Source organism: Gordonia hydrophobica NBRC 16057, from assembly GCF_001592365.1.
In the GTDB taxonomy this organism is placed as follows: domain Bacteria; phylum Actinomycetota; class Actinomycetes; order Mycobacteriales; family Mycobacteriaceae; genus Gordonia; species Gordonia hydrophobica.
This window is the reverse complement of the sequence record NZ_BCWU01000007.1, coordinates 17,134-41,798: the sequence shown is the minus strand read 5'-3', so window position 1 is coordinate 41,798 and position 24,665 is coordinate 17,134. Positions and strand designations below refer to the sequence as shown.

Below are 24,665 nucleotides of genomic sequence, written 5' to 3'. Positions count from 1 at the left end.
ACTGTCTGGCGTGAGCGCCCAGGTCGATACCGTTTCCCACGCCGCCGATACCCCCGAGCTTCCGCAGCCTCATGCCGAGCTCGGCCTGAAAGACGACGAGTACGCCCGGATTCGTGAGATCCTCGGCCGTCGTCCCACCGACGCCGAATTGGCGATGTACTCGGTGATGTGGTCCGAGCACTGCAGCTACAAGTCGTCGAAGGTGCATCTGCGGTACTTCGGCGAGACCACCACCGACGAGATGCGGGCGGGCATGCTCGCGGGCATCGGCGAGAACGCGGGCGTGGTCGACGTCGGCGACGGCTGGGCGGTGACCTTCAAGGTGGAATCGCACAATCATCCGAGCTACGTGGAGCCGTACCAGGGCGCGGCGACGGGCGTCGGCGGCATCGTCCGCGACATCATGGCCATGGGCGCCCGCCCGATCGCGGTCATGGACCAGCTCCGTTTCGGCGCAGCCGATCACCCCGACACCCGCCGCGTGGTCGACGGCGTGGTCCGCGGCGTCGGCGGCTACGGCAACTCGCTCGGCCTGCCGAACATCGGCGGCGAGACCGTCTTCGATGCCAGCTACCAGGGCAATCCGCTCGTGAACGCGCTCTGCGCAGGCGTCCTGCGTGCCGAGGACCTGCACCTCGCCTTCGCCTCGGGCACCGGCAACAAGATCATCCTGTTCGGCGCCCGCACCGGACTCGACGGCATCGGCGGCGTCTCGGTTCTCGCCTCGGAGACCTTCGACGACGACGGCAACGAAGGCCCCAACCGGAAGAAGCTGCCGAGCGTCCAGGTGGGCGACCCGTTCACCGAGAAGGTCCTCATCGAGTGCTGCCTCGACCTCTACCAGGCGGGCATCGTCGTCGGCATCCAGGACCTGGGCGGCGCGGGCCTGGCCTGCGCCACCAGCGAGCTCGCGGCCGCAGGCGACGGCGGCATGCGGATCCAGCTCGAGCAGGTCCCGATGCGCGCGGTGGGCATGACACCCGCGGAGGTGCTCTCGTCGGAGTCGCAGGAGCGCATGTGCGCGGTCGTGAAGCCCGAGAACGTCGATGCGTTCATGGAGGTCTGCCGCAAGTGGGACGTCCTCGCGACCGTCATCGGTGAAGTCACCGACGGCGAGAACCTCGAGATCACCTGGCACGGTGAGACGGTGGTCGACGTGCCGCCGAAGACCGTGGCGCTGGAGGGCCCGGTGTACAACCGGCCGGTGGAGCGTCCGGACTGGCAGGACGACGTCATCGCGTCCACCACTGCGGGCCTGAAGCGTCCGGAGACCTCCGACGAACTGCGCGCCACCTTCCTCAAGCTGCTCGCCAGCCCGGCGCTGTGCAGCCGCAAGTTCATCACCGAGCAGTACGACCGCTATGTCCGCGGCAACACCGTCCTGGCCGAGCACGCCGACTCCGGCGTCATCCGGATCGACGAGGAGACCGGTCGAGGCATCGCGCTCGCGACCGACACGTCGGGCCGCTACACCTACCTGGACCCGTACACAGGTGCGCAGCTCGCGCTGGCCGAGGCCTATCGCAACGTGGCCGTCACCGGTGCCGTTCCGCGCGCCGTCTCGAACTGCCTCAACTTCGGCTCACCCGAGGACCCCGCCGTGATGTGGCAGTTCAGTCAGGCGGTCCGCGGACTCGCCGACGGGTGCGCACAGCTCGGCATCCCGGTCACGGGCGGCAACGTCAGCTTCTACAACCAGACGGGTTCCACCGCAATCCTGCCGACGCCGGTGGTCGCCGTGCTCGGTGTCATCGACGACGTCCGTCGCCGCACCCCGACCGACATCGGCACCGAGCCGGGCGAGACGCTCATCCTGCTCGGCGACACGCGCGACGAGTTCGACGGCTCCATCTGGGCTCAGGTGGAGCACGACCACCTCGGCGGAGTGCCGCCGAAGGTCGACCTGGAGCGTGAACGGCTGCTCGGCGAGATCCTGCTCGCGGCTTCGCGCGACGGACTGGTCTCCGCCGCGCACGACCTCTCCGAGGGCGGTCTGATGCAGGCGGTCGCCGAGGCCGCGCTGGCCGGTGAGACCGGCTGCCGCATCATCCTCCCGGCGGACGCCGACCCGTTCGTCACCCTGTTCTCCGAGTCAGCCGGCCGCGTCCTGGTCGCTGTTCCGCGGACCGAGGAGTCGCGCTTCTCGGCGATTCTCGACGCGCGAGGGCTGCCGTGGACGCGAATCGGTGTCGTCGATCAGGGCAGCGACGCAGTGGAGGTCCAGGATCACTTCGAGGTCAAGCTCGACGAGTTGCGCGCGGTCCACGAGGGCACCCTTCCGGAGCTCTTCGGCTAATTGACCGATCACCGGCCGACCACAGCGGCGGCGACGCGGAGGACCCCGCGCGCCGCCGTTCGTCATTCCTCGATGTGGTTGGGATCGGCCGTCACCCGGATCATGCGCGTCCTGCGTGTGGACCAGCCCGGCCTCGTCGTCGGCACCGTGTTCTACACGTGGTCGCTCACGCCGTCGCTCCTGCCGCGGAACTGGGCGTTCCAGGGGCTGATCGGCGGCATCACCGCCGCGATCGGCTATGGATTCGGTGCCTTGCTGGCACTGATCGCCCAGCGGTGGCTGCTGCCGAACGTGTCGTGGTGGCCGCCGCCGATCCGCCTGCGTCGCATCATCCGCATCGGGGTGCCGCTGCTGTGCCTCGCCCTGTGGCTGGTGACCCTGCACTTCGCCGTCGGCTGGCAGGGCGAGTTGGCGGCGCTGATGGGGACCGAAGCGCCGTCGTACCTCGGCTACTTGCGAGCTCCGGTGATCAGCGCCGCGCTCGCCGTCGCGATCATCGGAACGTTCCGAATCCTCCGTGATCTCGTCGGCTATCTGGCGCGCGCGTTGAATCGGTTCTTCCGCATTCCGAAGCGCGTCGCCGGCGTGGTCTCACTGCTGCTCATGTTGATCGCGGTGTACACGGTGATCGACGGCATCGCGATCCGCGGCAGCTACGCCGCCATGAACGCGATCTTCAGCGTGGAGAACGACCAGACGCGCGACGGCGCCGTGCAGCCGACGCTCCCGGAGAAGTCGGGGAGCCCCGAGTCGCTCGCTCGATGGGACACGCTCGGCTTCGAGGGACGCAACTTCGTCTCCGGCGGAATCCACGCCGATCGGCTCGCCGAATTCAACGGGCGCCCCGCCAAAGAACCGATCCGCGTCTATGCGGGCCTCGAATCCGCCGACGGCGTCGACGCACAGATGACACTGCTCGTCGACGAACTGGAACGGACCGGCGCCTTCGACCGCTCGACGCTCGTCATCATCCCGACCACCGGCACCGGCTGGGTGAACCCGACCGCCGCGCAGACCTTCGAGTTGGTCGCGAACGGCGACAGCGCGCTGGTGGCCGCACAGTATTCGTACCTGCCGAGTTGGGTCTCGTTCTTGGCCGACCGCGAGAAGGCCGCCGACGCCGGGCGGCGGCTCGTGGACGCGGTGCACCGCCGATGGCTCACCAAACCGGAAGGACATCGCCCCAAACTCTTCGTCTACGGCGAGAGTCTCGGCACGCAGGCGGGCGAGGGAGCGTTCAACGACCTCAACGACATCCGGTCGACGGTCGACGGCGTCCTCTGGGTGGGGCCGCCGAACTCGAATCGCCTGTGGAATGCGCTGGTGCAACGTCGCGACCCGGGCACCCCGGAGGCCGAACCGACCTACGCGAACGGGCTCGTCGTCCGGTTTGCGAACGATGCTGCGGGAATCAAACGCAATCCAGATGAGTGGATGTCGCCGCGGGTGCTGTACATCCAGCACCGGTCCGATCCCGTCGTCTGGTGGTCGCCCGACCTGCTGTTCAGCAAGCCCGGATGGCTGTCCGAACCGGCGGGCGCCGATCGTGCGCCCGCGGTGCGCTGGTATCCCATCGTCACGTTCTGGCAGGTCAGCGCTGACCTCGGGAATGCCGCGGGCGTACCGGACGGGCACGGTCACAACTACGGGACCGTCATTCTCGACGGGTGGATCGCGGTGACGCAGCCCGCCGGCTGGACCGACGCCGACACCGCGAGGGTCCGGCAGGCGCTCGAGGCGCTGCGCGGACACGACGGACCGGAGAAGTAGCCGCTCGGTCCATCAGACGATCGACCGGTGGAGGTTCGGTGGCTCGGACTCGGAGGACGGTGCGTTACAGTTCCTCAGTACCACTCGCTGAGAGGAATCTGAACGAGCATGACCAATCCGAATCAGTTCCCCGACGGGGACCCGGGCGACAAGCCTTTCGGTGACCAGCAGTCCGGCGACCAGCAGTACGGGGGTCAGCCGTACGGTCAGCCCCAGTACGGCGCTCCCCAGTACGGCCAACCCCAGTACGGCGCTCCCCAGTACGGCCAACCCCAGTATGGTCAGCCCCAGTACGGCTATCAGGGCGGCGCGCCCGGGCCGGAACCGGACAACAACCTGGTGTGGGCGATCCTGGCCACCGTGCTCTGCTGCCTCCCGCTCGGCATCGTCGCGATCGTGAAGGCGACCTCGGTGTCGAAGCTGTGGGCGATGGGGGATTACACCGGAGCCCACCGAGCGGCCGAGGACGCGAAGAAGTTCTCCATCTGGAGCGCCGTCGCGTCGGTCGCAGTCTGGGTGATCTTCGTGATCCTGTGGTTCGCGGTCTTCGCGGCCGCCATCAACTCGGTGCCCGACAGCCCGTCGTACACCTACCCCACGTACTGACCCACGGCATGAACCGCAGCGGGCAGCACGTCACACCGCCCGTCGACGCCGTCATCGGCTCGGCGAGCCGGTGGTCGGTTCTGTGGCGGCACCGGGTGGTCACGCCGATGCTGGCGGCGGTCGGATTCGCAGGCGTGTGCACGGTGGTGTGGCTCGGGGATCCGACGACGCCCGGCGGTTTCCTGCCCCCGTGCCCGACGAAACTCCTGCTGCACATCGACTGTCCCGGATGCGGCTCCACGCGGGCCTTGTATTCGCTGCTGCACGGCGATGTTCCGGCGGCTCTGCACTACAACGCGGTCGGGGTGGTGGCGCTGATGCTGCTCGGCTACGCCTTCGTGGCGTACACGATCGGACTCTGGCGCGGCCGTCGCGTTCACAGTTGGCAGCAGTGGCGCTACGCGCCGATGGTGGCGCTCGTCGTCACGGTGGTGTGGTTCATCATCCGTAACATCCCGATTGAGCCGTTCACCGGCTTGGCTGTGTGAGGCACGGAGGCGGCGACGTCTCGACCAACTGATCGGCGATGCAGACAAGGCCGTCGGTATCATCGGGCTGACGCTGGTTGCGGTGCTTGCTGTGAAGTACGCGGTGTCGCTGTGGCGGTGGAGGCCGGAACCATTGGTGAGTGTGAAGGTGTGAGGTTTTCAGTAGCGTGACCAGTCCAGAAGATCAGAACGGTGCGGACCCGACGGCGGACGAGACCGTCGTCGTGCCGACACCGCCCGCGGCGGACGACGTCGACAAGACCAGCACGGTCTCGCTGACGAAGGGCGACGATGCGGGGTCGACGACGCCGTACTACGAGTCGGAATGGTCGCCTGCCTACGCGCAGACCGAGATCCGCTCCACGTCGCCGTTCGGAGCGCCGGACGTTGTGCCGGAGCAGCCGCAGTCCGCATTCGACCCGACGGCTCAGCAGGGATTCGAGGCGCCCGCGTACGGACAACCCTACGGTCAGCAGCCTTATGCGGAGCAGGGGTACGGGCAGCCGCAGTACGCCACGCCGCCGGCCGTACCGCCGCCCGCCTACGGATACGGGACCCCGTACCAGCCGGTCGGTGCGCCGGTGTACGGATCGGCCAACGGTCTACCGCCTCATGTCAGCAATACGTCGGCCATCCTGGCGATCGTCTTCGGCGGACTCCTCGTCGCAGGCTGCTACACGACGCTGATCGGCATCGCGCCGTTGGTGCTGGGCATCGTGAGCATGAACAAGAGCAACTCGGTGAGCAAGCTCTGGTACGTCGGTCAGACCCAGCAGGCGTACGACGCGATCGAGTCGTCGAAGAACCTCGCCAAGTGGGCGTGGATCAGCATGGCGATCGGTTTCGCGGTGGTGATCGCCGTGGTCCTGGTGATCGTGGCGATCGCGGTCGGCACCTCGGCCTGACTCCGGCGAGCGCAGAGCGGTCGTCACGGCTGCCGATCGGCGGCGGCGTCGAAGGCTCGCTCCGCCTCCGGCGCGGGGGTGCCGTAGCCGACGGCCAGGGCGATCAGCGCGCTGCGGGCGACGAGATCGTGCACGCCGGTCAGGTGCCCGGCGATCGAGAGCATCGCCAGCCCGTGCACCATGCTCCAGGTGGCGCCGGCGCGGATCAGGATCGCATCCTCTGCGTCGGTGGGAGTGACGCGCCGCAGCGCGTCGACCATGACCCGGAACGCGGCACGGCCGGCCACCGACTCGGTCGGGTTGCCGTGCTGCAGCAGTGACGTGCGCTTCGACGCCGTCCAGTCCGGTGACGTGTACTGGAACATCAGCGTGTACAGCCGGGGGTTCTCCGTGGCGAATCGCAGGTACGACAGCCCCTGCGCCAACACATCGGCGACCGGGTCTGACGACGTTCCCGCTGCACGCAGCGTATCGGCGAACTCGACGAATCCGCGCTCGCAGACCTCCCCGGCCACCGCTCCGACGCTGCCGAACCGGGAGTACACGGCCATTGTCGACGTGTCCGCCTCCTTCGCGAGGCGTCGGACGGTGAGCGCCTCGACGCCCTCTTGCGTGATCAATCGGTAGGCGGACTCGGTCAGCATGTCGCGGACCGGGTGTGCCGATTCCTCTTTACGTGCACTCATAACAGCGTTATGATCCCTGCATAACAACGTTATAGCAACGTGGAGGTGCCCGATGAACACGAACCGATTCCTCGAAGGGGAGTACGCGCCCGTTCGGACCGAACTCACCGAACACGATCTGCCGGTCATCGGCACGCTGCCCGACTGGCTCGACGGCCGTTACCTGCGCAACGGACCCAACCCGATCGCCGACGTCGACCCCGACACCTACAACTGGTTCACCGGCGACGGCATGGTCCACGGGATCCGACTGTCCGGCGGGAAGGGGCTCTGGTATCGGAACCGCTGGGTCGACTCGCATCACACCGACGTCCTCGGCAGGCCCGGGCCGCCCGAGGCGGGGCGGTCGTTCCTGCACGGTGCCGGCGCCAACACCAACGTCATCGGTTTCCAAGGGCGGACTCTCGCGCTCGTCGAGGCCGGTCTCGCCTGTGCCGAGCTCTCCGACGAACTCGACACGCTCGACGTCTGCGACTTCGCGGGCACGGTCCGCGGCGGCTTCACCGCCCACCCGATCGAGGACCCGACCACCGGGGAACTGCATGCGATCAGCTACCACTTCGGTCGCGGCGACACAGTCCGGTACGCGGTCATCGGCGTCGACGGCCGCGCTCGCCGCGAGGTCGACATCACCGTCGGCGGCAGCCCGATGATGCACGCGTTCTCACTCACCGAGAGCACGGTCGTCGTCTACGACCTCCCGGTCGTCTTCGATCCTCGGATCGCCGTCGACTCCTCCGTTCCGCGCGCCGTCCGACCGCTCGCCCGGCTCGCGATGTCCGCCATGGTGGGCCGCGTTCGGATGCCGCACGTCGTGTCCGAACGACTGCCGCGATCGGGTGCCGGATCGCTGCCGTACAGCTGGAATCCGAAGTATCCGGCCCGCGTCGGGCTGATGCCGCGCGACGGCGGCGACGCCGACGTCGTCTGGATCGACGTCGACCCCTGCTACGTCTACCACCCGCTCAACGCACGTGACGTCGACGGCACGGCGGTCGTCGATCTGGTGGTTCACGACCGGACCTTCGACCGTGACCGCACCGGTCCCTCCGAAGGGCGTCCGCGTCTGGAGCGGTGGACGCTGGATCCGGTTCGGCGTACCTGCAAGCGCGAACAGCTGTGGGATGCGGCCGTCGAGTTCCCGCGGATCGACGACCGCTTCGCCGGCCGGGATCACGGTGCCGGCTGGGTGGTCGGAGGCGGGGGCAGCGACCTCTTCGGGTCCCTGCTCGCGCGGGTGAACGCCGACGGCTCCGAGCCGGTGACGCGACGGTTCGGCGACGGCGTGGTCCTCGGCGAGTTCACCTTCGCCCCGCGGTCGGCCGACGCCGCTCGTGGTGACGGCGCCGTGATGGGCCTGGTCACCGACCTCGCAGCGGACTCGACGCGACTGGCCGTGCTCGACGCGCAGACCCTCGAGGACATCGCGTCCATCGCGCTGCCGCACCGGGTTCCCGCGGGGTTCCACGGGAATTGGAGCGGAGCGACAGGTCGAGCCGACGGTTGAAGGGGAGGCGGTCGAGGCCGCGGAACGCAGGCTGGTAGCTGAACCGGCGCCTACACCGGCCACGCGTGCACGGGCTCACCCTCGTGCATCAGCGTCACGTAGTCCTTCACCATGCCGCGCAGTGCCTGCTCACGAGTTTCTCCTGCCCGTTCGCGGGCGGCGACCGCCTTGCGCTGCCACACCGAGCCCGACTGCCGGGTGGCGCACCGACCCTCGATCACCCCGAGGTAGCGGCCCTTGGCCTGCTCCGACACCCCGAAAGCGGTCAGGCCGCGTTCGGCGAGCGGCAGCAGGCGTCGCAGTACCAGCTCGTCCGGACGCACCCAGCCGATGTTCGGCCAGTACATCTGTGCGCCGAAGCCCCAGCGTGCGCCTGCCGCCAGGTTCTCCTCGGCGGCGTCGAACGACATCTGCGACCAGAGCGGCAGATCGCTTTCGACGAACCCGCGGACCACGCCGTAATAGAACGCCGAATTGGCCATGATGTCGACGACGGTCGGCCCCGCCGGCAGCACTCGGTTCTCCACGCGCAGGTGCGCCTGCCCGTCGATGACGTCGTACACCGGTCGGTTCCAGCGGTACACGGTCCCGTTGTGCAGTCGCAGCTCGTCGAGCTCCGGGATGCGTCCCGCCTCGAGTTCGGCGAGCGGATCCACGTCGGACGAGACGGGGAGCAAGGCGGGGAAGTAGCGGGTGTTCTCCTCGAAGAGATCGAAGATGGTGTTGATCCAGCGTTCGCCGAACCAGACGCGCGGCCGCACGCCTTGATTCTTCAACTCCAGCGGGCGGGTGTCGGTGGCCTGCTCGAACACGGGGATCCGGGTCTCGTGCCAGAGCGCCTTGCCGTCGAGGAACGGGGAGTTCCCCGCGATGGCGACCTGGACGCCGGAGATGGCCTGCGCGGCGTTCCAGTGGGCGGCGAAGTCCTCGGGCGCGACGCGGAGATGCAGCTGCAGTGACGTGCACGCGGCCTCGGGCAGGATCGACTCACTGGTGGTCTTCAGCAGATCGGCGCTACCGCCGGTCGCCAGCGGGACGCCCGTGATGTCGAGTTCCAACGCCTCGCCGCGTGCGGCGAAGATCTGCTCGTCGAGCAGGCTGTAGCGCGGATTGGTGGAGATCCACTGGTGCGCGAAGTGCTCGTGCCGCAAGGTCGGCAGCATGCCGACCATCACCAGGTGGTTGCCGGTCGAGGCCGCGCGCGACTCCGCCCGGTTCAGCGAACTCCGCAGCGACTGCTCCAGAGAGACGGTGTCGCCGCCGACGAACGGTCGCGGGGACACGTTGATCTCGATGTTGAACTGACCGAGCTCGGTCTGGAAGTCGGGGTCGGCGATCGCGTCGAGCACCGTGGCATTTGCCATGGCCGGGTCGGCGTCGTCGTCGATCAGATTGAGTTCCACCTCCATCCCCAGCAATGGCTCCGGCGGCCGCCCGTGGTCGGTGAAGAGCCCCTCGGCGAGCATCCGCGCAATGGCCTCGGTGCCGCGTGACACCTGTGACCGGAATCGGACGCGGTCGTCGCCGCTGAACTGCTGCTGGCTCACATCAGTGCCCATGCGGCAATCGTGCCGGACGGTGCACGCGCGCGAAGCCGATCTCGCGGCATTCACCAGATCTGATCCCACTACCATCGGAGCATGGCCCCCGAGATGACCGCGGATCTGCACACGCACTCGATGTTCTCCGACGGAACGGACACTCCGGCCGAGCTCGTGGCCGCCGCGCGCAGTGCCGGGCTGACCACGATCGCGCTCACCGATCACGACACGGCGGGCGGCTGGGACGACATCGCCGCCCAGGTGCCGGCCGGTATGCGGGTGATTCCGGGAGCCGAGTTCTCCACCAAGCACCCGGACGTCGACGGCACGCTGGTCACCGTCCACCTGCTCGGTTACCTGTTCCACCGTGACGACCCGGGCATCGTCGGGGAATGGCAGCGCGTGAAAGACGATCGCGCCGGTCGCGGCGCCCGGATCGTGCAGAACCTCATCGACGCCGGCCACCCGATCACTCTCGAGCGGGTCCGCGAGATCGCCGGTCCCAGCAACATCGGCCGACCGCACATAGCAAGAGCGCTGATGGAGCACGGGGTGGTCGGATCGGTGGCGGAGGCGTTCGACGAACTCCTGCACGACGGCAGCCCCTACTATGCGACGCTGCGCTCCACCACGCTGACCGAGGCTGTCACGCAGATCACGGCGGCGGGCGGCGTCCCGGTCATCGCGCACGCGCGGGCTCGTGCGGCGGCCTCGGTGCTGACCGCCGAGGTCATCGAATCGCTGGTGCCGCTCGGGCTGGCCGGGCTCGAGGTGCGTCATCCCGACCACGACGACGCCGCCCGCACCGAACTGGCCGACATCGCCGGGAATCTGCACCTGCTGCAGACCGGGTCCAGCGACTATCACGGGACCAACAAGTCGCTGCGCATCGGCCAGGAGCGGACGGCCGACGACGTCGTCGAGCAGATCATCGCCGCCGGGGCCGTCGCCCCGTTCGTCGGTTGACCCGCGCAGGCCGGACAGGATTCCCCGCTGACGGCCGGTATCGGCGTGAGCGGGTATGCCGTCGCCCAGCGGGGAATTCTGTCCGAGAATCGACGATGAGGAGTTGCCGTGGGACCGCGTGACAAAGCCGATCCGGCGCAGACCCGTGCTGCCGTGTTGGCCGTCGCCGACTGGTTGCGTGATGAGACCGCGCCGAAGCCGGGGCGTGCGGCGTTGGCCGCTGCGGTCCGACTCACGGCGCGCACGGTGGGCCAGGACGCGCCCGGGAATGCTGTGGAGTTGCGGGTGCCGCCGTTCGTCGCCGTGCAGTGCGTCGAGGGCGTGCGGCACACCCGAGGCACTCCGCCGAACGTCATCGAGATGGCACCCCGGGAATGGCTGCTCCTGGCGACCGGGCTGCTCGATCTCGAGACCGCCGTCGCCGAGCACCGCGTCAGCGTGTCCGGTCACCGGGCAGGCGACGTCGCCGACTATCTGCCGGTGATCCCGCTCGCGCGTTGACGGGCCGAGAATTTCTCGATGCCGGATCGATGGCCGTAGACTGTGGTAACGGTACCGCCCGCCGAGCCCAGGAAACCGGAGCGTCTCACTTGTCCGAGAAGCCGAATCACCGTCCGAACCTGCTGAATCAGACCGGATGTTGCGGATCGTCACACCCGTCCGCCGCCATGGACCAGCCTGAGAACGAGCCTCGCGAAGAGTGCGGTGTGTTCGGCGTCTGGGCGCCCGGCGAAGACGTCGCGAAACTGACCTACTACGGGCTCTACGCCCTTCAGCACCGTGGTCAGGAGGCCGCGGGCATCTCGGTCGGCGACGGCTCGCAGGTGCTGGTGTTCAAGGACCTCGGCCTGGTGAGCCAGGTCTTCGACGAGCAGACCCTCGCCTCCATGGTCGGGCATGTGGCCGTCGGACATTGCCGCTATTCGACGACCGGTTCGACGACCTGGGAGAACTCTCAGCCGATCTTTCGGAACACGGCGACCGGCAGCGGCGTTGCGCTCGGACACAACGGCAACCTCGTCAATACTTCCGAGTTGGCCGACCGGGCCCGCGACCTCGGGATCTACGGGACGGCGTCGAACAGTGCGGCGACCTCGGACTCGGACATCCTCGGTGCGCTCTTGGCACACGGGGCTGCGGACAAGACCCTCGAGCAGTCGGCGATGGAGCTTCTCCCGACCGTGAAGGGCGCCTTCTGCCTCACGTTCCAGGACGAGACGACGCTCTACGCCGCGCGTGACCCGCACGGTGTGCGTCCGTTGTCGCTGGGCCGTCTGGACCGCGGCTGGGTGGTGGCCTCGGAGACCGCTGCCCTGGACATCGTCGGCGCCTCGTTCGTCCGCGACATCGAGCCGGGCGAGCTCCTGGCCATCGACTCCGACGGGGTCCGCAGTCAGCGGTTCGCCGAGCCGACGCCTGCGCGCTGCGTCTTCGAGTACGTGTACCTGGCGCGCCCCGACAGCGTGATCCACGGCCGTTCGGTGCATTCGACGCGCGTCGAGATCGGGCGTCGCCTGGCTCGCGAGCAGCCCGCCGACGGCGACCTGGTGATCCCGGTTCCCGAATCGGGGACCCCCGCGGCGGTCGGCTATGCGCAGGAGTCCGGCATCCCGTACGGCCAGGGGCTGATGAAGAACGCGTACGTCGGACGAACGTTCATTCAGCCGTCGCAGACCATTCGCCAACTCGGCATCCGACTCAAACTGAACCCGCTGCGCGAAGTGATCCGCGGCAAGCGCCTGGTGGTGGTCGACGACTCGATCGTCCGCGGCAACACCCAGCGCGCACTGATCCGCATGCTTCGCGAGGCGGGCGCCGCCGAGGTCCACGTGCGCATCGCATCGGCACCGGTCAAGTGGCCGTGCTTCTACGGCATCGACTTCGCGTCGCCCGCCGAGTTGATCGCGAACGGTTCCGACTCCAAGGAAGCGATGGTCGAGAGCGTCCGGCAGGCCATCGGCGCCGACACGCTCGGGTACATCACGATCGACGAGATGATCAATGCCACAGGTCAGGACCGCAGCAGTCTGTGTGCGGCGTGCTTCGACGGCAAGTACCCGATCGAACTCCCCACGGAGACGACGATGGGCAAAACCGTCCTCGAGTCCATGCTGCGGAGTTCGAACGGACTCGATCCGTTGACGGCGTCGAACGACAACGTCAGCGCCGTGATGCGACCTTGAGGCGGGTCGACCCGATTCGGGTCGTGCATTGCCTCGTCGTACAAGAACCGAGCGTGCACTCAGGTACCGTGAGTGCGTCCCACCGCCCGACCGGCTGGTCTTCAGCTGCCCTAATTTCAGGAGAATCAAGAATATGACCGAAGGGTCTGTCGACAAGCTGCCGGCCGGCGCATCGTATGCGGCCGCGGGCGTGGACATCGATGCAGGCGAGCGCGCCGTCGAACTCTTCGCGCCGCACGCCAAGCGTGCCACGCGCCCCGAAGTTCTCGGCGGACTGGGCGGCTTCGCGGGTCTGTTCTCACTGAAGGGCGATTACCGGGAGCCGGTGCTGGCGGCGTCCAGCGACGGTGTCGGGACCAAGCTGGTGATCGCGCAGACGATGGACAAGCACGACACCGTGGGTCGCGACCTGGTTGCGATGGTGGTCGACGATCTGGTCGTGTGCGGCGCCGAGCCGCTGTTCATGCAGGATTACATCGCCATCGGCAAGGTGATCCCGGAGATGGTCGCCGACATCGTGAAGGGCATCGCCGACGGCTGCGTGGATGCCGGGTGTGCCCTGCTTGGCGGCGAGACCGCCGAGCATCCGGGCGTCATGGAGGACGGTCACTACGACATCTCGGCGACCGGTGTCGGCGTCGTGGAAGCCGATTCGATTCTCGGTCCCGACCGCGTGCGCGCCGGCGACGTCGTCATCGCCATGGGGTCGTCGGGTCTGCATTCGAACGGCTACTCGCTGGCGCGCAAGGTGCTGCTGGACTGGGGCAAGCTCGATCTGTCCGGGCATGTGGAGGAGTTCGGTCGCACCCTCGGTGAGGAACTGCTGGAGCCGACGCGCATCTACGCGAAGGACTGCCTGGCGCTGGCCGCGGAGAGCGATGTCCGGACCTTTGCTCACGTGACCGGTGGCGGCCTGGCCGACAACCTGGGCCGCGTGCTGCCGAAGGGCCTGACCGCAGAGCTGGAGCGCAGCACGTGGACGCCGGCCCCGGTGTTCTCGATGATCGCGCAGCGCGGCCGCGTGGAGCGGTCGGAGATGGAGCGCACCTTCAACATGGGCGTCGGCATGGTCGCCATCGTCTCGCCGGAGGATACCGACCGCGCCCAGGCGATCCTGACCGCCCGCCATGTCGACAACTGGGTCCTCGGCACCGTCAAGGCGGGCGACGCCGGAGCCAAGGGCTCCGCCACCCTGGTGGGAGACCACCCCAGATTCTAGCGCGCGACTGGCAAATCCTAGGGCGCAACAAGCGGCCGCGACACGAAGTCGCGGCCGCCTTGTCGTGCGCCAAACGCATGCCAGCGATTGAGAGCGCCACAGGAACCGCTGGAAGCAAGACGCCTCACGAGGAGGTACGAGCGCGCGGTGCACGGGAGCGGTGGCGGGCGGGAGAAGTCGCTGCTGAGCTCTCCGCAGCGACGAGCCGCTAGGCGAGGAGCGAGGACTGCCGAAGCAGCGACTTCTCCCGCCCGCCACCGCACCCACCCACGAACAAGACAAGCGCAGGCAATACGAGAACCCCGGGTCGCACACACGACACGGGGTTCTGCGTATGTCAGGCGATCATGTGCGCAGGGCGCTACTCCCCGTGAGGGGTGATGCCTGTACGAGCGGGTGTAGCGACGACGCCGTCAGGCGTGCCGCCACTCCTCTTCACTGTTCCAACTCTCCTCACTCGAAAATGAGTCATACGACTTGTCGCCGCCACCAGAGAGTTCACGCTGGAGACTGTCGAAGTCGGTATGAGGAGTGGAGTACTTCAGCTGACGAGCAACTTTCGTCTGCTTTGCCTTTGCCCGGCCGCGGCCCATATGGGACCCCCTCGCACAGTGACGGGGCGGCCATCGGTGTGGCGGCCCCGTTCTATTCGTTAATAGTTTTCGTATCCACAGTCTAGCGCGCACTCGGCATTAAGTCCCATTGCTGCGACAGGCGACACGAAAACCGCTGGTATGAGGGGTCTGCGTGTCGTTCGGTTGACGTCGGGTCAGCCGCGTCCGCGCAATCGGTCGACGGCGGCACGGCCGGGCTGCACCTGGTCGTCGGGTGTGTAGAGGTCGGGATCGATGCGTGCGGTGGCGGCGTCGTCGGGGCTGTCCGGGGCGCCGACGACGAGTTCGGTGTCGACGGGGACGTTGCGTTTCACGAGTGCGAGAGCGATCAGGCCGTTCTCGAAGTGATCGACGACGGTGCCGAGGCGGCCGATCTTGCGTCCGCCCGCGTTGACGTCGTCGCCGGTGGTGGGACGGTACGCGGAGCTGCCGTCGAGGTGGAGGAGGACGAGACGGCGCGGCGGACGTCCGAGGTTGGCGACGCGCGCGACGGTCTCCTGGCCGCGATAGCAGCCCTTGTCGAGATGGACGGCGCCGCCCTCGTCGGGGCCGCCGATCCAGTCGACCTCGTGGGGGATGGTGCGTTCATCGGTGTCCAGGTGCAGGCGTGGGCGCATGGCGGCCACTCGCAGGGCTTCGTAGGTCCACATGCCTGCGGGCGCGGCGCCCGCGTCGACGATCAGCTTCCACCATGCGCGCACGTCGGACTCGGGGACCACGAGGTCGACGACGGGGGTGGTTCCGCGGTCGCCGAGCGACGGCATCACGCGCCAGAAGCCGAGGGGCTCGTCGTCGTGCCGCAGTTCGGGGAGGTCGCCGGCTTGATAGACGGTGGCGTCGGCGGCCAGCCCGATGGCTTCGGCGATCGGGCCGCTGAGCACGTCGGGGCCGAGCAGGGTGAGCACCGCCATGTCCGGCCGGGCGGCGGGGGTGACCTTGGCCCAGAAGACCATCTTGGTCAGGAAGTCGGCGAGTGACTCGCCGCGGGACGATTCGGTGTCGACCCAGGTGGTGCCGTCGATGTCGGTGAGGACGAAGTGGTCCTCGATGCGGCCGTTGCCGTCGAGCGACAGGTTCTCGGCGCTGCGTCGATCGGCGAGCCCAGTCAGGTGCTGCGTGGAGATGGTGTGCAGCCAGGTGAGGCGTTCGTCGCCGGACAGTTCGATGACGGCGCGGTCGGACCGGTCGACGATCGCCGCGCGCCGGGTGGCGGCGCGCTGTTCGCCGAGGGGATCGCCGTAGTGCCAGGCGACGCCTGGACTCGGATCGCCTTCGGGGGTGGGGACTGCACCGGGATGGGACGTGAGGATCGGCGACGGAGACGGCATGTGTCCGAGTCTACGAGTTTGTGCGCGTCACTCGACGACGGCGGCGGAGAAGGTCGGCGGATCGCCGAGGAATCGGCGGTGCGATGGCGGCTGGTTGCCGTCGACGTCGGTGACGCCGAGTTCGGTCGCGAGCTCGGCGCCGATGAGGATCTGACCCGAGCGTTCCATGCGCTTCGGGTCGCGGGACAGCGCGTCGATGATGCGGCCGGGGAACTCGACGGTTTCGGCGGTGGCGGCGAGCCCGGCGTACATCTGCGGATTCGCCTCGAAGGCCGTCAGGGTGCGTTCGGTCTTGAGCAGGCCCATGTACAGGGAGACGACGGCGACGTCGAACGGTGTGAAGTCGACGGCCATGTCGTGCGCCATCTTGTCGACGGCGGCTTTGCCCGAGCCGTACGCCGGGCCGTGCATGTAGCAGGTGCCGCCGAACGATGACGTGTGCACCACCAGCCCGCCGCCGGTCTCGATGAGCAGGGGCGCCGCGTAGTACGTGCTGACGTAGGTGGAGCGCAGGCCGACGCCGTGCAGGTCGAGGAGACCGAGCCCCTTGTTCCAGAAGGGCCCCTTCTCGGTGAGGCCCGCTGGGAGTGCGGTGGCGTTGTTCACCAGGATGTCGAGGCGGCCGTGGTCGGCTCGGACCTGGTCGAAGAGTGCGTCCGCCTGGTCGTCGTCCGAGTGGTCGACGGCGACGGCGATGCCGGTGCCGCCGCGGCGGGTGATCTCGTCGGCGGTCTCGCCGATGGTGCCGGGGAGGTCGGCGCGGCCCGGTTCCACGGTGCGTCCGGTCACGTAGACGGTGGTTCCGGGTTGGGCGAGAGCCAGGGCGATGCCTTTGCCTGCGCCGCGGCTGGCGCCGGTCACGACGGCGATGCGTTCGGTGGTCATCGGCCCATGGTGCATCACGAGCCGGGTGGTGCGATGGCAGATGGTTCCCACTGCCGCGAATCCGGCACGGGACGTGACATCGTAGAGCGATGACGCGAGTGCTGGTCTCCGGCGAAGGGCGGGTCTGCGACCCCGACGTTCCACTGCTGCACGCCGACGATCTCGGGCTGCTGCACGGCGACGGAGTGTTCGAGACCATGCTGGTCCGCGCCGGCGGGGTGTGCGGGCTGGCACGTCATCTGCGTCGGCTGGCCGCGAGCGTGGGGCCGGCGGGGTTGCCGGCCGTCGATCCGGCGCAGGTCGAGCGGGCGGTCGGTGTCGCGGTGCGGGAGTGGTCGTCGCCCGCGGACGGGGTGTTGCGCGTGGTGTACACGCGTGGCCGTGACGGCGGTGACGGGCGGCCGACGCTGTTCGTGTCGATCACCCCGGCGCCCGCGCGCGCGGCTGTCGCTCGGCGTGACGGCGTGCGCGCGGTGTCGCTGCCCACCGCCTATCGGCCGGGCCTGGCGGCGACGGCGCCGTGGCTCCTGACCGGGGTGAAGTCGCTCAGCTATGCGGCGAACGTCGCTGCGTTGCGGCACGTGCAGTCGTTGGGAGTGGACGACGCCGTCTTCCTCGCCGCGGACGGCACGGTGTTGGAGGGTCCGCGCAGTTCGGTGGTGGCGGTGATCGACGGCGTGCTGGTGACGCCCCGACGGGACGACGGCATCCTGCCCGGCACCACGCAGGAGGCGTTGTTCGAGCTGGCGGCGGCGCGGGGCATCGAGACGTCTGAGTCTGCGCTGCAGGTGAGCGAGCTCTACGACGCCGACGAGGTGTGGCTGTTGTCGTCGATCACCTTGGCGGCGCGGATCCGCGTCTTGGACGAGCAGGTCATGGGTGCGGCGAGTGTGCTCGACGTCGCCGCGCTGGTAGCGGAGTCGGCAGGGTCATAACGGCGGGCCGGGTTGCCTCGGTCACGACGCTCTTTACACCAGCCGAAACGCTACTACTCTATGTAGTAGTCCAGTGTCGGGCGCTGAAACGAGGTTCGCTAGTGAACGTTGTCGACATCTCCAGGTGGCAGTTCGGTATCACCACCGTTTACCACTTCATTCTGGTTCCGCTCACGATCGGGCTCGCACCGCTCATCGCGGTGATGCAGACGATCTGGCATCGCACGGGTAACGAGCAGTGGCTCCGCGCGACGAAGTTCTTCGGCAAGATCTTCCTGATCAACTTCGCTCTCGGCGTCGCCACCGGCATTGTGCAGGAGTTTCAGTTCGGGATGAACTGGAGCGAGTACAGCCGCTTCGTCGCGGACGTCTTCGGTGCGCCACTCGCGCTCGAGGGGCTGATGGCGTTCTTCCTCGAGTCCACGTTCATCGGCCTCTGGATGTTCGGCTGGGGTCGACTGCCCAAACGGATCCACCTCGCGTGCATCTGGCTCGTCGCGATCGGGGTCAACGCGTCGGCCTACTTCATCATCGTCGCGAATTCGTGGATGCAGCATCCGGTCGGTGTGGAATGGGATGCCGAGCGCGACCGGCCGATGATGAACAACTTCATCGCGGTCATCACCAACAACACGACGCTCGTCGCCTTCCCGCACGTCATCATGGGCGCCCTGCTCACTGCTGCCACCGTCGTCGCCGTCATCGGTCTCTGGTGGATGGCGCGAAACGGATACCGCGCGGCCAAGATCGAAGAGGCTGCGAAGACCGGCGACGAGTCGATCATTCCGGAGACCACCTCGCCGAGCCAGGTGGGTGCGACGCCCGAGCAGCTCCGGCACGACAACGCGACACTGTGGCGACCGGTGGCGCTGCTCGCCCTGTGGGTCGTCATCGGATCGGGCCTCGGACTGTTCGTGACCGGAGACATGCAGGGGCAACTGATGTTCAAACAGCAGCCGATGAAGATGGCGGCCGCCGAGTCGCTGTGCGAGACCGAGACCGGCGCGGCCTTCTCGGTGCTCAGCATCGGTAGACAGAACAACTGCGACAACATCGAGCACGTCATCACCATCCCGAACATGCTCTCGTTCCTGTCCGACCACCGTTTCGACACGGAGGTGAAGGGCGTCAACGAACTGCAGAAGCAGTACCAGGAAGCGCTCAACATGCCTGGTCAGAACTTCGCACCCAACCTGTTCGTGACGTACTGGAGCTTCCGCGCCATGATCACGTGGGCGCTCGGCTCGGTGGTCGTCGCAGCCGGCTGCCTGTGGTTCCTGCGGCGCAAACGCAGCGACGTGCCCCGCTGGTTCGGTCGACTGGCGCTCTGGATGCTCCCGACGCCATTCCTCGCCAACGCCTCGGGCTGGATCTTCACTGAGATGGGACGACAGCCGTGGGTGGTCGTGCCGAACTGGGCCGACCCCGACGGGATGCCGCTCGAGGTGCACATGCTGGTTCAGGACGGTGTCTCCAACAACACCGCGCCGATGGTGTGGACCACGCTCATCGGCTTCGCGCTGCTCTACGGTGCGCTCGGCGTCGTCTGGTTCTACCTCGAACGCCGCTACGTGATCGAAGGTCCCGCCGTGAAGGACTCCGTCGCCATCGCGTCGGAGGACGATGCGGACGACGACGCCACCGAACTCTCGTTCGCCTACTGAGGAGCATCAGATGACTCTTGAGAACCTGTGGTTCGTGATCATCGCGGCCATGTTCACCATGTACTTCGTCCTCGAAGGCTTCGACTTCGGCGTCGGCATGCTGATGACGCTGCCGGACAAGCACGATGCGCACGATCCGATCCTGGCCGACAAGCGGCGTCGACTGCTGCTCAACACCATCGGCCCGGTGTGGGACGGCAACGAGGTGTGGCTCATCACCGGCGGAGCGGCGCTGTTCGCGGCGTTCGGCGGCTGGTACGCCACCATGTTCTCCGCCTTCTACCTGCCGCTGTTCCTGATCCTGATCGGGCTCATCGTGCGCGTGGTCGCCATCGAATGGCGCGGCAAGATCAACGACGTCCGCTGGCGTCGCTGGTGCGACGTCGGGATCGGCCTCGGGTCGTGGATCCCGGCGATCCTGTGGGGCGTCGCGTTCGCGAACGTTCTGCGCGGCCTGCCGATCGATGCCGAGCACCAGTACACCGGCGGCTTCTTCAACCTGCTGAACCCCTATGCGCTGCTCGGCGGAGCGACGACGCTGCTCGCGTTCCTCACCCACGGGGCGGTGTTCGTCGCACTCAAGACGTCGGGCGAGATGCGCGACGACGCGCAGAAGCGCGCCATCCGCCTGGCGATCCCGACGGCGGTCGTGGCCGCCGCCTTCCTCCTGTGGACCCAGGTGGCGTACGGGCACACGTGGACGTGGGGCGTCGTCGCCGTCGCGGCCGTCGCCGCCGTCGGCATGGTGATCGCGACCATCGCGCGTCGTGAGGGCTGGGCGTTCTTCGCGACCTGCATCGCGATCGCGGGCGTCTCAGTGATGATCTTCGGCTCGCTGTTCCCGGACGTGATGCCGTCCACCACTGACGTCGCGTACTCGCTGACCGTGGCGAACACCTCGTCGAGCCACTACACGCTGGTAGTCATGACCTGGGCCGCAGGGATCATGACGCCGGTCGTGATCGGCTACCAGGCGTACAGCTACTGGGTGTTCCGCAAGCGGCTGTCGGTGGAACAGATTCCGTCGTCGATCGGGCTACCGCTGCAGAAGTCGAGTCGATGATGCCTGCGGACACGACGGACTCGGCGGCGACGTCGGGCCGACGTCGTCCGCCGCTCGATCCTCGGCTGCTGCGAGCGTCGCGGTCGGCGCGCCGCTCGGTGATCGCGAGTGCGCTGTTCGCGGCAGGCACGCTGATCGCCACCGTCGCCGCCGCGATCGCGCTCGCCGGGCTGGGCGCCGAGATCATCACCGATCCGGCCACGCGCAATCTCGATGCGCAGGCGGTGCACCTGGCCGTGCTGGCGGTCGCCGTGGCGGCCCGGGCCGCGATGACGTACGCGGGCGACCGGGTGGGTCGTCGTGCCGCGCACGCGACCATCGACGAACTGCGGGTCGCCGCCCTCGACACGATGACCGATCCCGCCAAAACCGCACCCCGTGACCTGCTCACTCACCGCGAGCACGCGCTGACGGTGGTCCTGCGCGGCCTCGACCGGCTGTCGGACTACCTGTCGGGATACCTGCCCGCGCTGCTCTCCACGGCGATCATCACCCCGCTGGTCGTCGCGGTGGTGCTGTGGACCGATCTGCTCTCCGGCGTCATCATCGTCGTCACGCTGCCGCTGATCCCGATCTTCATGGTCCTGATCGGCCTCGTGACGCGCGACCGGACGCGCCGCAAACTCGATGCGATGAGCAGGCAGAACGCCCGACTCGTCGACCTGATGACCGGGCTGCCGACGTTGCGGGCGCTCGGCCGCGCCCACGGACCGGCCGGGCAGGTCGCCGACCTGGGCGAACGGCTGCGTCGCACGACGATGAGCTCGCTGCGGATCGCCTTCCTGTCCGGCGCCGTACTGGAACTGTTGGCGACGCTGAGCGTGGCGCTGGTCGCCGTCAGCATCGGGTTGCGCCTGGTGTTCGGCGACATGAGCCTTTATGCGGGCATCCTCGCGCTGGTGCTGGCGCCCGAGGCCTACCACCCGCTGCGACAGATCGGTGCGCAGTTCCACAACGCGGAAGACGGTGTCGCCGCGGCCGACGACGTCCTAGACATCATCGACGCGGGCGGTGTTGATTCACGTGGAACACAGCAGGTCAGTGTCGACGTTCCGGTTCGAGGCGCCGAGGTGGCGGTCGAACGGCTCGGTTTGCACGGCCGTGACGGCTGGGCGCCGCGGGGCCTGTCGATGCGCATCCGTCCGGGCACGTTGACGGTGCTGACCGGACCCAACGGCTGCGGCAAATCGTCTGTCGTCGCGGCGATCCTGGGCCTGCAGCGTCCCGACGAGGGGCGAGTGCTGGTACGAGACACCGACGTGCAGAGTCTGGCTCCCGAGCAGTTTCATCGGGAGGTCGGTTGGCTGCCGCAGCATCCCGCGATCGTGCCGGGGACCGTTGCCGAGAACCTGGCGTTGTTCGGGCCGCTGTCGGACGCCGCCGTGCGTGACGCGGCCCGGGCAGCGGCGTTCGACGAGGTCCTCGCCGATCTTCCCGCCGGACTCGACACGATCCTGGGTGCGGGCGGGGCCGGACTGTCCGCGGGCCAGCGGCAGCGCCTCGCGCTCACCCGGACGCTCGCCTCGCCGGCGCCGCTCCTGCTGCTCGACGAACCCACCGCCCATCTCGACGACGCCACGGCCGACCGCGTGGTCGAGGCGCTCACCGCACGGGCCCGCGCGGGCGACACGGTCGTGATGGTCTCGCACCGCGCCGCGACGCTCGCCGCCGCGGATCACATCGTCGACTTCGCCGAGGAGACCGAGTATGCACGCTGATCGTGATCCCGTCGTCGCCGTACTGGCCTTCACCGGGCTGCGGTGGCGTGGACTCGTCGTTCCGATCCTGCTCGGCGTCGCCGGTGCGCTGTCGGCGCTCGGCCTCGCCGCGCTGTCGGCGTGGCTCATCACCCGTGCCTGGCAGATGCCGCCGGTGCTCTACCTGTCGGTCGCCGTCACGGCGGTGCGCGCCCTCGGCATCTCGCGCGGCGTGTTCCGCTACCTGGAGCGCCTCGCGACACACAACGTCGCGCTGCAGGCGATGGCCGATGCCCGCACTCGGCTGTACCGAGCGCTCTCGCAGGGTTCGGCGGGCTTCACCGTCGGACTGCGGCAGTCCGAAGTGATGTCCCGGACCGCCGACGACGTCGACGAGGTCGGCAGCGCGGTGATCCGAGGCCTCCTCCCGATGGCGATCGGTGCCGTCACGTCACTCAGCGCCGTGGTGATCATGGCGGTCGTCTCGGTCCCCGCGGCAGTGATCTTGGCGGTTGCGCTGCTGGTGAGCGGCGTCCTCGCGCCCTGGCTCGCCGCACGCGGCTCGTCACGCAAGGTCGCCGACGCCGCCCGCGCGCGCGAAGACGTGACCGATGCGGCGTCGTCGCTGCTGTGGCACGGTCCGGAGTTGGCCGTCGCGCGGGCTCGCACAGGGGTGCTGCACGCCGTGGCGGAGGCGGATCGTCGTACCGAACGCGCCGAGGACGCGGGCATGCGCTGGCAAGCCGCCGCCCAAGCCGTCACGCCGCTCTCGATGGGTGTCAGCGTCCTCGCCGCCGCGCTCATCGCGGTGCAGTTGTCGTCCGGCCTCTCGGGCTCCCTGGCCGACGTCTCGTCGGGGGAGGCGATCACGCCGATGCTCTTCGGTGTGCTGCTCCTGCTGCCGCTGTCGTCGTTCGAGACCACGTCGCCGCTCACCGAGGCGGGCATCGCGTGGGAGAGCGGTCGGCAGGCCGCCCGGCGCATTCTGGCGCTGGTCGACGGAGCCCAGGCCGACGGCGTCGAGGAGGCCGATCCCGTCGTCGACCCGCGGCCGGTCTCACTCGTGGCGGACGGGCTGGCCTGGGGATGGACGGATCCGTTGGGGACGCTCGCCGAGTTGCGGCTGGTGCCGGGCGCGCGGCAGGTCGTCGTCGGACCGAGTGGGGTCGGTAAGTCGACCCTGCTGCTGACTCTTGCCGGTCTGCGCGCGCCGCTTGCGGGGACGGTCGTCGTCGAGGGCTCCCGGCTGCGGAGTTCGGTGTGCTACTTCGCTGAGGACGCACATGTCTTCTCGACCACAGTCCGGGAGAATCTGCGTGTGGCGCGCGGCGACGTCACGGACGACGAGGCCGTCGCCGTCCTCACGCAGGTGGGACTGGGAGAGTGGCTCGCCGGGCTGCCGGACGGGCTCGACGAGAGGCTGGTCGGCGGCGCGGCGGCCCTGTCCGGCGGACAGCGTCGGCGCCTGCTGCTCGCTCGCGCGCTGGTGCACCCGGCGCCGGTGGTCCTGTTGGACGAACCCACCGAGCACCTGGACGCCGCGGACGCGGACACGCTGATGTCGTTGATCTGCGGCGATCTCTTCGGCGACCGAACGGTGGTCGTGGTGACGCACCAGGACGTGTCGGGCGTGGACGTTCCGGTGCTGGAACTCAGCCGATGACGCGGCGGAGCTTCGCGGACAGACGCGGGGTCAGATCGCCGTCGGCGTCGACGCGCTCTTCCACGTAGGCGAGGTCGCCGTCGGGGACCAGCCCGTACAGACGCTTGGCGCCGCCGGTGTGGGCGCCGGTCTCGGTGCGAATGGTGACGTCGGTGGTCAGATTCCACGACGTCTGATTGAGCGGACGGCCGTAGTACAGCTCGATGGAGCCTTCGGCGTGCGTCAGCATGAGTTCGATGTTGTCGTCCTCGCTGATCCGCCAGAAGCCGGATTCACGGAGGTCGGGGCGGACGAACTCGCCCTGCTCGTCCAGGACCCACGAACGGGACTGCCAGACGAGGTAGTTGCCACCATCGTGCGCGACGATGATCTGCTGACCGAACTGATAGTCGGATCCGGTCAGCGGGTCATGACCTTCGCCCTCGCCCTCCCAGACGCCGACGAGCGGCAGGAGTGCAAGCAAGCCGGAATGCAGATCCGCGCCCTCGCGAAGGTTGGCCGTGTCCGGAGAAACGGGCAGATCGCCGACGGGCGACAGATTCTTGCCTGCCGTCTCCTGAGCGCGGAGTTCGGCGTCGGAGATCGCTTCGTTTCCGGAGCGGGTCATGACTCGTCGTTGACCAGTCTGTAGACCGTGTACAGCGCGAAC

General features: G+C 68.3%; 21 protein-coding genes. 15 read left to right on the top strand and 6 right to left on the bottom strand.

The window, feature by feature from the left end:
- The first annotated feature begins 10 nt into the window (after window positions 1-10).
- The 5 genes from purL to GH2_RS12720 all read left to right on the top strand — a co-directional run bounded on the left by purL (window position 11) and on the right by GH2_RS12720 (window position 6,065).
- Window positions 11-2,296, top strand: coding sequence for a phosphoribosylformylglycinamidine synthase subunit PurL (gene purL / locus GH2_RS12740; RefSeq protein ID WP_066168581.1), 2,286 nt, complete (start codon window positions 11-13; stop codon window positions 2,294-2,296).
- Between the two features lie 72 nt (window positions 2,297-2,368).
- Window positions 2,369-4,066 carry an alpha/beta hydrolase gene (locus tag GH2_RS12735; protein ID WP_066168579.1) on the top strand — a complete coding sequence of 566 codons (1,698 nt, stop codon included), beginning with the start codon at window positions 2,369-2,371 and terminating at the stop codon, window positions 4,064-4,066.
- Between the two features lie 108 nt (window positions 4,067-4,174).
- On the top strand, window positions 4,175-4,672 hold the full coding sequence (locus GH2_RS12730; protein WP_066168578.1) for a CD225/dispanin family protein: 498 nt from the start codon (window positions 4,175-4,177) through the stop codon (window positions 4,670-4,672).
- Window positions 4,673-4,779: 107 nt separating this feature from the next.
- The gene (locus GH2_RS12725; protein ID WP_066169178.1) at window positions 4,780-5,160 is read left to right on the top strand and encodes a DUF2752 domain-containing protein; all 381 of its coding nucleotides are present in this window, start codon (window positions 4,780-4,782) and stop codon (window positions 5,158-5,160) included.
- Window positions 5,161-5,327: 167 nt separating this feature from the next.
- A complete protein-coding gene (locus GH2_RS12720) occupies window positions 5,328-6,065 on the top strand; it encodes a hypothetical protein (RefSeq protein ID WP_066168575.1) in 738 nt (245 codons plus the stop codon).
- A 23-nt stretch (window positions 6,066-6,088) separates the two neighbouring features.
- Here the strand turns inward: GH2_RS12720 and GH2_RS12715 are convergent, their stop codons facing one another.
- Window positions 6,089-6,751: a TetR/AcrR family transcriptional regulator gene (locus GH2_RS12715; RefSeq protein WP_066168572.1), complete on the bottom strand. Its 663-nt coding sequence runs from the start codon at window positions 6,749-6,751 to the stop codon at window positions 6,089-6,091.
- Window positions 6,752-6,803: 52 nt separating this feature from the next.
- On the opposite strand from GH2_RS12715, the gene GH2_RS12710 reads away from it, so the two are divergent.
- Window positions 6,804-8,258 carry a carotenoid oxygenase family protein gene (locus GH2_RS12710; RefSeq protein WP_066168570.1) on the top strand — a complete coding sequence of 485 codons (1,455 nt, stop codon included), beginning with the start codon at window positions 6,804-6,806 and terminating at the stop codon, window positions 8,256-8,258.
- A 50-nt stretch (window positions 8,259-8,308) separates the two neighbouring features.
- Here the strand turns inward: GH2_RS12710 and GH2_RS12705 are convergent, their stop codons facing one another.
- Window positions 8,309-9,817, bottom strand: coding sequence for a glutamate-cysteine ligase family protein (locus tag GH2_RS12705; RefSeq protein WP_066168565.1), 1,509 nt, complete (start codon window positions 9,815-9,817; stop codon window positions 8,309-8,311).
- A gap of 81 nt (window positions 9,818-9,898) precedes the next feature.
- Between GH2_RS12705 and GH2_RS12700 the strand changes: the two genes are divergently transcribed.
- The 4 genes from GH2_RS12700 to purM all read left to right on the top strand — a co-directional run bounded on the left by GH2_RS12700 (window position 9,899) and on the right by purM (window position 14,167).
- Entirely contained in the window at window positions 9,899-10,765 is an 867-nt protein-coding gene (locus GH2_RS12700; RefSeq protein ID WP_239588877.1) for a PHP domain-containing protein, read from the top strand.
- A 108-nt stretch (window positions 10,766-10,873) separates the two neighbouring features.
- Window positions 10,874-11,266: a sterol carrier family protein gene (locus GH2_RS12695; protein WP_066168562.1), complete on the top strand. Its 393-nt coding sequence runs from the start codon at window positions 10,874-10,876 to the stop codon at window positions 11,264-11,266.
- A 167-nt stretch (window positions 11,267-11,433) separates the two neighbouring features.
- Entirely contained in the window at window positions 11,434-12,948 is a 1,515-nt protein-coding gene (gene purF, locus GH2_RS12690; RefSeq protein ID WP_239588876.1) for an amidophosphoribosyltransferase, read from the top strand.
- Between the two features lie 133 nt (window positions 12,949-13,081).
- Window positions 13,082-14,167, top strand: coding sequence for a phosphoribosylformylglycinamidine cyclo-ligase (purM, locus tag GH2_RS12685; protein ID WP_066168557.1), 1,086 nt, complete (start codon window positions 13,082-13,084; stop codon window positions 14,165-14,167).
- 413 nt (window positions 14,168-14,580) lie between these two features.
- On the opposite strand, the gene GH2_RS21305 is transcribed toward purM, so the two are convergent.
- From GH2_RS21305 to GH2_RS12675, 3 genes are all read right to left on the bottom strand, one after another.
- Window positions 14,581-14,760 carry a DUF3073 domain-containing protein gene (locus tag GH2_RS21305; RefSeq protein ID WP_084247479.1) on the bottom strand — a complete coding sequence of 60 codons (180 nt, stop codon included), beginning with the start codon at window positions 14,758-14,760 and terminating at the stop codon, window positions 14,581-14,583.
- A gap of 176 nt (window positions 14,761-14,936) precedes the next feature.
- Window positions 14,937-16,109 carry a CAF17-like 4Fe-4S cluster assembly/insertion protein YgfZ gene (gene ygfZ / locus GH2_RS12680; protein ID WP_066168555.1) on the bottom strand — a complete coding sequence of 391 codons (1,173 nt, stop codon included), beginning with the start codon at window positions 16,107-16,109 and terminating at the stop codon, window positions 14,937-14,939.
- Between the two features lie 27 nt (window positions 16,110-16,136).
- On the bottom strand, window positions 16,137-16,994 hold the full coding sequence (locus tag GH2_RS12675; RefSeq protein WP_084247494.1) for an SDR family NAD(P)-dependent oxidoreductase: 858 nt from the start codon (window positions 16,992-16,994) through the stop codon (window positions 16,137-16,139).
- Between the two features lie 89 nt (window positions 16,995-17,083).
- Here GH2_RS12675 and GH2_RS12670 point away from each other — a divergent pair, with 89 nt between their 5' ends.
- From GH2_RS12670 to cydC, 5 genes are all read left to right on the top strand, one after another.
- The gene (locus tag GH2_RS12670) at window positions 17,084-17,929 is read left to right on the top strand and encodes an aminodeoxychorismate lyase (protein ID WP_066168552.1); all 846 of its coding nucleotides are present in this window, start codon (window positions 17,084-17,086) and stop codon (window positions 17,927-17,929) included.
- Window positions 17,930-18,030: 101 nt separating this feature from the next.
- Window positions 18,031-19,593, top strand: a complete 1,563-nt coding sequence (locus tag GH2_RS12665; protein ID WP_066168549.1) for a cytochrome ubiquinol oxidase subunit I — start codon at window positions 18,031-18,033, stop codon at window positions 19,591-19,593.
- 10 nt (window positions 19,594-19,603) lie between these two features.
- Entirely contained in the window at window positions 19,604-20,656 is a 1,053-nt protein-coding gene (gene cydB, locus GH2_RS12660; protein WP_066168548.1) for a cytochrome d ubiquinol oxidase subunit II, read from the top strand.
- Complete coding sequence (cydD, locus tag GH2_RS12655) at window positions 20,653-22,374, top strand: thiol reductant ABC exporter subunit CydD (protein WP_066168542.1); 1,722 nt, start codon at window positions 20,653-20,655, stop codon at window positions 22,372-22,374. The genes cydB and cydD overlap by 4 nt, the downstream gene beginning before the upstream one ends.
- Complete coding sequence (gene cydC / locus GH2_RS12650; RefSeq protein WP_066168540.1) at window positions 22,364-24,016, top strand: thiol reductant ABC exporter subunit CydC; 1,653 nt, start codon at window positions 22,364-22,366, stop codon at window positions 24,014-24,016. The genes cydD and cydC overlap by 11 nt, the downstream gene beginning before the upstream one ends.
- Here cydC and GH2_RS12645 read toward each other — a convergent pair.
- On the bottom strand, window positions 24,006-24,623 hold the full coding sequence (locus GH2_RS12645) for a heme-binding beta-barrel domain-containing protein (protein ID WP_066168538.1): 618 nt from the start codon (window positions 24,621-24,623) through the stop codon (window positions 24,006-24,008). The genes cydC and GH2_RS12645 overlap by 11 nt on opposite strands.
- Between the last annotated feature and the right edge of the window lie 42 nt (window positions 24,624-24,665).

Coding starts and splice junctions, on each gene's coding strand:
- GH2_RS12730 (WP_066168578.1), top strand. CDS start 4,175: ATGACCAATCCGAATCAGTTCCCCGACGGGGACCCGGGCGACAAGCCT.
- GH2_RS12705 (WP_066168565.1), bottom strand. CDS start 9,817: ATGGGCACTGATGTGAGCCAGCAGCAGTTCAGCGGCGACGACCGCGTC.
- GH2_RS12735 (WP_066168579.1), top strand. CDS start 2,369: ATGTGGTTGGGATCGGCCGTCACCCGGATCATGCGCGTCCTGCGTGTG.
- GH2_RS12700 (WP_239588877.1), top strand. CDS start 9,899: ATGGCCCCCGAGATGACCGCGGATCTGCACACGCACTCGATGTTCTCC.
- ygfZ (WP_066168555.1), bottom strand. CDS start 16,109: ATGCCGTCTCCGTCGCCGATCCTCACGTCCCATCCCGGTGCAGTCCCC.
- GH2_RS12715 (WP_066168572.1), bottom strand. CDS start 6,751: ATGAGTGCACGTAAAGAGGAATCGGCACACCCGGTCCGCGACATGCTG.
- purM (WP_066168557.1), top strand. CDS start 13,082: ATGACCGAAGGGTCTGTCGACAAGCTGCCGGCCGGCGCATCGTATGCG.
- GH2_RS12725 (WP_066169178.1), top strand. CDS start 4,780: ATGCTGGCGGCGGTCGGATTCGCAGGCGTGTGCACGGTGGTGTGGCTC.
- cydC (WP_066168540.1), top strand. CDS start 22,364: ATGCACGCTGATCGTGATCCCGTCGTCGCCGTACTGGCCTTCACCGGG.
- cydB (WP_066168548.1), top strand. CDS start 19,604: ATGACTCTTGAGAACCTGTGGTTCGTGATCATCGCGGCCATGTTCACC.
- GH2_RS12675 (WP_084247494.1), bottom strand. CDS start 16,994: ATGACCACCGAACGCATCGCCGTCGTGACCGGCGCCAGCCGCGGCGCA.
- GH2_RS21305 (WP_084247479.1), bottom strand. CDS start 14,760: ATGGGCCGCGGCCGGGCAAAGGCAAAGCAGACGAAAGTTGCTCGTCAG.
- GH2_RS12670 (WP_066168552.1), top strand. CDS start 17,084: ATGACGCGAGTGCTGGTCTCCGGCGAAGGGCGGGTCTGCGACCCCGAC.
- GH2_RS12645 (WP_066168538.1), bottom strand. CDS start 24,623: ATGACCCGCTCCGGAAACGAAGCGATCTCCGACGCCGAACTCCGCGCT.
- purF (WP_239588876.1), top strand. CDS start 11,434: ATGGACCAGCCTGAGAACGAGCCTCGCGAAGAGTGCGGTGTGTTCGGC.
- GH2_RS12710 (WP_066168570.1), top strand. CDS start 6,804: ATGAACACGAACCGATTCCTCGAAGGGGAGTACGCGCCCGTTCGGACC.
- cydD (WP_066168542.1), top strand. CDS start 20,653: ATGATGCCTGCGGACACGACGGACTCGGCGGCGACGTCGGGCCGACGT.